This is a genomic window from Cupriavidus sp. MPR-AND1C (assembly GCF_058809705.1).
The window spans coordinates 1-6870 of sequence record NZ_JBXASU010000164.1 but is presented as its reverse complement, the minus strand read 5'-3'; the positions used below and the strand labels follow the sequence as shown (position 1 = coordinate 6870).

Sequence of the window (6870 nt, the reverse complement as noted above, 5' to 3'; positions counted from 1 at the left end):
GAATCGGGGAATCGGGGAATCAGGCGGGCACGTCCGGCTCGAGCTGAAGCTGTAGCAAGGTAATCGCATCCTTGAGCTTGAGACGGCGCTTTTTCAGTCGGCGCAGTTGCAGCTCATCGTGCGTGGCATCAGCCACCATGCGGTCGATCAGGTAATCGAGATCGCGATGCTCGATCTGCAATTCCATGATCTGTCGCGATAAGGTATTCAGGTTGCGGTCCATGGGCTCCCCCGCTCAAAGCCGGCGCTGGCGCCGGCGGCGCCGGTACGGCAAATGACGTGGGCGCGGCCAGATGCATCGCGCCGACGTCTGGCACCGGCTATTGTCGCCGGTATTGCCCCCGGCTGTGGGCGCGGCGCGCAGCCGCTCAGAAACCGAAGGGGCGTGGCGCGGACGCCTGACCCTGCTGCTCCTTGGCCTTGGCACGACGCTCGTCGACGTCTTTCTGCCGTTGCTCGGCGTCGCGCTGCTTTTGGTCGTAGGCCTTTACATTTTCCTGCCGCTGCCTGGCTTGCTGCGCGCCCTGCTCCTGAGCGGCCTTGACGCGGGCATCGAAGTCGGCCTGCTTCTTGTCGTAGGCCTGGGCATTGGCGGCGCGCTGCGGCGCATCGGCCTCGTGCTGCGCATCGCGCAGTTTCTGCTCCTGCTGCTTGCGCTCGTAGCTTTCGCGGCTGGCGCGCTCGTTGGCGTCGCGGCCGGGTTGCTCCGCTTCGTACTGGGCGCGCTGGATCGCCTGTTGCCGGTCACGCTCGGCCGCCTTGAATGCGCGCTCAGCGTCACCGACCTCAAGCTCGCGCTTGCGCAGCACCTGCAACTCGGCACGCTGCACGTCCTTGGCCTTGTCGATGCAATGCGTGACAAAGAACTTGTTGTAGCAATCGTGCTCGGCCGTGCCATAGCGATAGGTGGTCCAGGCACGCGAGTCGCTGATGGCCTTGCGCTCCGCGGCGAAATCCCGGGGCGGCGTTTGCGCCGCGCCGGCGGCGCCAGGAGGCTGCGCGGCGCCAGGGGCCGCCTGCGCCTGGCCGAGCGTTGGCAGGATCAACGCCGCCAGGCCGGCGGCAAGCACGGCGAGCCGCACCTGCGCGGGCAGGAAGCGGGCCGCGCGGAGCACAGCCGGAATGGCGAGGCGGTCGGGGAACGCGGCCGCAAGGGCGGTCGGATGTGGCTTGACGATCATGCCCGGATTCTAACATCCGCCCTGCCGGTTGCCGTGCTTGTTGCCACGCTTGTTGACATACGGGCAGGCCGGCATCCCGGCGCGGCGCCACCGCCCCCGCGGGCACCCCGGGCCACGCGGGCAGCCCCGCTCCCCAAGCACCCCGCCGCGGGGCGGCAAGCTTGTGGCAAAATGCCCCGCTTTCGACCGACTGTTTTCCTGATGTCCACTCTGCCAGCTTCCGTCATGCAAAAGATCGTGTCGCTCATCGCGGCCGAACTGTCCGTCCAACCCCGCCAGGTGGCGGCGGCCGTAGAACTGCTCGACGAAGGCGCGACCGTGCCGTTCATTGCGCGCTACCGCAAGGAAGTGACCGGCAACCTGGACGACACGCATCTGCGCAATCTGGAAGAACGCCTGCTCTATCTGCGCGAGATGGAAGAGCGCCGCGCCACCATCCTCGCCTCGATCGAGGAACAGGGCAAGCTGACGCCCGAGCTGCGCGCAGCCGTCGAAGGCGCAGAAACCAAGCAGGTCCTGGAAGACCTTTACCTGCCCTACAAACCCAAACGCCGCACCCGCGCCCAGATCGCGCGCGAATGCGGGCTGGAACCGCTGGCGCTGGCGTTGCTGGCCGACCCCACGCTGGACCCGCAGGCGGAGGCTGCCAAGTACGTCAACGGCAACCCCACCGCCGACGGCGGCGTGCCGGACATCAAGGCCGCACTGGATGGCGCGCGCGACATCCTGTCGGAACAGTTTGGCGAAACCGCCGAACTGCTCGGCAAAGTACGCGAGCACCTGTGGAGCCATGGCCTGGTCACCTCCTCGGTGATGGAAGGCAAGGAAGGCGCGGAAGAAGAGAAATTCCGCGATTACTACGAATACAGCGAAACCATCCGCACCATTCCGTCCCACCGCGCGCTGGCGCTGTTCCGCGGCCGCAATGCGGGCGTGCTGATGGTCAAGCTCGGCCTGGGCGAGGAACAGGACGCCATGGTGCCGCACCCGTGCGAAGGCATGATCGCGCGCCATGTCGGCATCCAGAACCAGAACCGCCCTGCCGACAAGTGGCTGGCCGATGTCTGCCGCTGGTGCTGGCGCGTCAAGGTGCAGCCGCACCTGGAAACCGAGCTGCTGACCCAGCTGCGTGAAACCGCGGAAAGCGAAGCCATCAAGGTGTTCGGCCGCAACCTGCACGAACTGCTGTTGGCCGCGCCGGCGGGTCCGAAGTCCGTGATGGGCATCGACCCGGGCATCCGCACCGGCTGCAAAGTGGCCGTGGTCGACGCCACCGGCAAGCTGATCGACACCGCCACCATCTACCCGCACGAGCCGCGCCGCGACTGGAACGGCTCGCTCGCCACGCTGGCGCGCATGGCCAAGCAGCACAATGTCATGCTGGTTTCGATCGGCAACGGCACCGCCAGCCGCGAAACCGACAAGCTGGTGCTGGACCTGATGAAGGCCTTGCCCGAAGCCAAGCTGACCAAGATCGTGGTCAGCGAAGCCGGCGCCTCGGTGTACTCGGCATCGGAGCTGGCCGCCAAGGAATTCCCGGACCTCGACGTGTCGATTCGCGGCGCGGTCTCGATCGCGCGGCGCCTGCAGGATCCGCTGGCGGAACTCGTCAAGATCGATCCCAAGTCGATCGGCGTGGGCCAGTACCAGCATGACGTGAACCAGCGCGAGCTGGCCCGCGCGCTGGACGCCGTGGTGGAGGATTGCGTGAACGCCGTGGGGGTGGACGTGAACACCGCCTCGGCCCCGCTGCTGGCCCGCGTGTCCGGCCTGAACACGGTGCTGGCGCGCAATATCGTCGAGTACCGCGATGCCAACGGGGCCTTCCCCAATCGCGCCGCGCTGAAGAAGGTGCCGCGACTGGGTGACAAGACGTTCGAGCAGGCCGCTGGCTTCCTGCGCGTCAACGATGGCGACAATCCGCTGGACCGCTCCTCGGTCCACCCGGAAGCCTACCCGGTGGTCAAGCGGATCCTCGACCAGATCAAGAAGGGCTTGCCGGAAGTGATGGGCAATCGCGAAGCGCTGCGCGGCCTGTCGCCGACATCCTTCACGGACGAGACCTTCGGCCTGCCGACCGTGCGCGACATCCTGTCCGAGCTGGAAAAGCCCGGCCGCGACCCGCGCCCCGAGTTCAAGACCGCCACCTTCCAGGACGGCGTGGAAGACATCAAGCACCTGCAGCCGGGCATGGTGCTCGAAGGCGTGGTCACCAACGTTGCCGCCTTCGGCGCGTTCGTCGATATCGGTGTGCATCAGGACGGACTAGTCCATATCTCCGCCCTGTCCACCAAGTTCATCAAGGACGCGCACGAGGCGGTCAAGGCTGGCCAGATCGTCAAGGTCAAGGTGATGGAGGTGGACGTCAAGCGCAACCGCATCGGCCTGACCATGCGCCTGGACGACGAGCCCGGCCAGGGGCCGGTCCGCGCGGGCCAGACCGACCGCGGCAACGCGCCGCGCCAGGGTCAGGGCCAGCGGCCCGGCCAGGGCAAGGGGTTCGGCGGCAATCAGCGCCGCGATGAACCGTCAGGCGCCATGGCGGCGGCCTTCGCCAAGCTCAAGCGCTGAGCCTCGCGGGACCGAGGTAAAAAAGCCCCTGTGCCATGTGCACAGGGGCTTTTTACTTTCCGCGGGCCAGTGAGGCTATCCCGGCCGCGACTGCGGCATGCGAACCGCGGGGACTGCCGTCAAATCTCCACCTTGGTTCCCAGCTCAACCACACGGTTGGCCGGAATCTGGAAGAAGTCCGAGGGCTTGGCACCGTTCTGATGCATCCAAGCGAACAGGCTTTCGCGCCACATCGACATGCCCGGCAGCTTCGACGGAATCACCGATTCGCGGGCGATGAAGAACGAGGTTTCCATCAGCTCGAACTGCATGTTGAGCTTGCGCTGGGCCAGATCCAGCACCCGCTGCACATCCGGCGTTTCCTTGAAGCCGTACTCGGACTTGAGGATGAACACGCCGCCGCCAAGATCCTTGCAGGTCAGGCGATGGTCATCGTCCACATAGGGCACGTCGCGCGTGACAAAGCTCAGGAACACCACGCGCTCATGCAGCACGCGGTTGTGCTTGAGGTTGTGGAGCAGCGAAACCGGTACCGACTCGGTGTTGCCGGTCAGGAACACGGCCGTGCCTTCGACTCGATGCGGCGGGTGCGCCAGCAGCCCGCCGATAAACGGCTCGAGCGGAATGCCATCTTCCAGGCTGCGTGCGCGCAGCAGCTTGCGCCCGCTGTGCCAGGTCATCAGCAGGAAGAAGGCGGTGCCGCCCATCAGCAGCGGGAACCAGCCGCCCTCGGCGATCTTGAGCAGGTTGGCGGAGAAAAACGCCAGGTCGACCAGCAGGAAGGTCAGGCCGATCAGGGTTACCAGGATCGGGTTCCACTTCCACACGTTGCGCATGACCACGGCGGCCAGGAACGTGGTGATCACCATGGTGGTGGTCACCGCGATACCGTAGGCGGCCGCCAGGTTGTCGGACTTCTTGAAGGCCACCACCACGATCACCACCAGCACCAGCAGGAGCCAGTTGATGACAGGCAAGTAGATCTGGCCGATTTCAGCGTCCGAGGTATAGCGGATGCGCATGCGCGGCACGAAGCCCAGCTGGATCGCCTGGCTGGTCAGCGAGAAAGCACCGGAGATGACGGCCTGCGAGGCGATCACCGTGGCGCACGTGGCCAGCAGCACCATGGGGATCAGCAGGGGCTGCGGCACCATCAGGTAGAACGGGTTGCTGACGGCTTCGGGGTTCTGCAGCAGCATCGCGCCCTGGCCGAAGTAGTTGAGCATCAGGCAAGGCATCACCACCGCGAACCAGCCCGTGCGGATCGGGCGGATGCCAAAGTGGCCCATGTCGGCGTACAGCGCTTCCGCGCCGGTCAGCACCAGGAACACCGAGCCAAGCACCACGAAGGCCTGCAGCGAATGCTCCATCAGGAAGGTGACCGCATAGTACGGGTTGACCGCCATCAGGATCGAGGGCGCATGCATCATGTGATACACGCCCAGGGCGCCCAGCGCGGCGAACCACACCATCATGATGGGCCCGAACAGCTTGCCCACCGCGGCGGTGCCGCTGCGCTGGATCATGAACAAGGCCACCAGGATCACCAGCGTGATCGGTATGACGAAGTGTGTAAGCCCGGGCGCGGCGATCTCCAGGCCCTCCACCGCGGACAGGACCGAGATCGCCGGGGTGATCACCGCGTCGCCATAGAACATGCAGGCGCCGAAGATGCCGAACATCATCAGCAGCTTTGCCATGCGCGAGCGCGGCGCCGCAGTACGCAGCGCCAGCGCCATCAGGGCCAGGATGCCGCCCTCGCCGTCGTTGTCGGCGCGCATGACGAACATCACATATTTGAGCGAAACCACGATGATCATCGCCCAGAACAACATGGAGATGATCCCCATGACGGCTGCGTCGCTAAAGGGGATGCCGTGCTCTTTACTGAAGCACTCCTTGAGCGCGTACAACGGGCTGGTACCGATATCGCCGAAGACGACGCCGATCGCCCCGATCACCAGCGCACGCTTGCTGGGACTTTCGACGAAATAATGACTGGTTGCGGGCTGGGTCATGGATAAGGGTAAGGTTGAAAGGCTCGCGCAACGGCATCGGCGCACGGCTATGTGCGCCTGAGATGGCGCAACGGCACCGTGCCGCTATTGCGTTGCACAAACGCGCGCCATTCTAGATGAAGTGCCGGGTGACGACCACTAGGGAGCATCCCGCCTTGAGGAACCTGCCTCGTGCTGGTGACGTGGCAAGCATGCGAGGGAAGTCCCGCCCGGTCAAGCGCTTGCGCGCGTTGAACCACCGAATTGCCCACGAATAGGAGGATACGCACGTTGCTGCACCGCCACAAATTGCGCACGATCAGTCACAATTGAGTGGGGATCGCGTGCGGATCAAACGCCAAGATAGCGATCCAGCAAGCCAGGTTCCACCGCCAGTTCGGCCGCAGGCCCGTTCATGACGACCATGCCCTTCTCCAGCACCACCACCCGATCGGCATTGGCCAGCACCGTGCGGTAGTTGCGATCCACCACCACGGATGCAATGCCGGTGGCGCGCACGGTGGCAATGACCTGCCAGATCTCGGCGACGATGCGTGGCGCCAGGCCTTCGGTCGCCTCATCGAGGATCAGGCAGTCCGGATTGGTCATCAGGGCCCTGCCGATCGACAGCATCTGCTGCTCGCCGCCGGACAGTTGCTGCCCACCGTGGCCAAGGCGCTCCTTGAGGCGCGGGAACAGGTCCAGCACCCTTGCCTCGTCCCAGTCCATCCGGCCGGATGGCCCTTTGCGCGCCGCCATCAAGAGGTTCTCGCGCACTGAGAGATTGGGGAAGATGCCCCGTCCTTCGGGCACATAGGCCACGCCCAGGCGTGCCACTTCATACGGCTGCGCACGGGAGACGTCGCGCCCGCCAGCGAGGATGGCGCCCTCGCGCTGCCGCACATGGCCCAGGAGAGTACGCAGCAGCGTGCTCTTGCCCATGCCGTTACGCCCCAGCAAGCCCACGGTCTCGCCCGTGCCGACGCTGAAGTCGATCCCGCGCAGGACATGGCTGCTGCCATACCAGGCATGCACGCCGCGTGCGGCAATCATCTCGCTTGGCGCATTCATGCTGCCTGCTCCCTATGCAGGGCCGCCTGGCGGGAATCCGCCCCCTGCTC

General features: G+C 65.5%; 5 protein-coding genes. 1 reads left to right on the top strand and 4 read right to left on the bottom strand.

Annotated features, from left to right (window positions below):
- Window positions 1-19: 19 nt before the first annotated feature.
- Window positions 20-223 (bottom strand): DUF465 domain-containing protein, encoded by a 204-nt coding sequence (locus AC1RWI_RS37420; RefSeq protein ID WP_043345316.1) that lies wholly within the window; start codon window positions 221-223, stop codon window positions 20-22.
- Between the two features lie 145 nt (window positions 224-368).
- The gene (locus tag AC1RWI_RS37415; protein WP_043345315.1) at window positions 369-1181 is read right to left on the bottom strand and encodes a hypothetical protein; all 813 of its coding nucleotides are present in this window, start codon (window positions 1179-1181) and stop codon (window positions 369-371) included.
- 201 nt (window positions 1182-1382) lie between these two features.
- Here AC1RWI_RS37415 and AC1RWI_RS37410 point away from each other — a divergent pair, with 201 nt between their 5' ends.
- Complete coding sequence (locus AC1RWI_RS37410; RefSeq protein ID WP_043345312.1) at window positions 1383-3752, top strand: Tex family protein; 2370 nt, start codon at window positions 1383-1385, stop codon at window positions 3750-3752.
- Window positions 3753-3871: 119 nt separating this feature from the next.
- On the opposite strand, the gene AC1RWI_RS37405 is transcribed toward AC1RWI_RS37410, so the two are convergent.
- A complete protein-coding gene (locus AC1RWI_RS37405) occupies window positions 3872-5770 on the bottom strand; it encodes a potassium transporter Kup (protein WP_043345310.1) in 1899 nt (632 codons plus the stop codon).
- Window positions 5771-6100: 330 nt separating this feature from the next.
- Window positions 6101-6820, bottom strand: coding sequence for an ABC transporter ATP-binding protein (locus tag AC1RWI_RS37400; RefSeq protein ID WP_043345306.1), 720 nt, complete (start codon window positions 6818-6820; stop codon window positions 6101-6103).
- Between the last annotated feature and the right edge of the window lie 50 nt (window positions 6821-6870).

Bases quoted from the DNA above. Each gene is read 5' to 3' on its own strand.
- AC1RWI_RS37420 (WP_043345316.1), bottom strand. From the start codon at position 223: ATGGACCGCAACCTGAATACCTTATCGCGACAGATCATGGAATTGCAG.
- AC1RWI_RS37415 (WP_043345315.1), bottom strand. From the start codon at position 1,181: ATGATCGTCAAGCCACATCCGACCGCCCTTGCGGCCGCGTTCCCCGAC.
- AC1RWI_RS37410 (WP_043345312.1), top strand. From the start codon at position 1,383: ATGTCCACTCTGCCAGCTTCCGTCATGCAAAAGATCGTGTCGCTCATC.
- AC1RWI_RS37405 (WP_043345310.1), bottom strand. From the start codon at position 5,770: ATGACCCAGCCCGCAACCAGTCATTATTTCGTCGAAAGTCCCAGCAAG.
- AC1RWI_RS37400 (WP_043345306.1), bottom strand. From the start codon at position 6,820: ATGAATGCGCCAAGCGAGATGATTGCCGCACGCGGCGTGCATGCCTGG.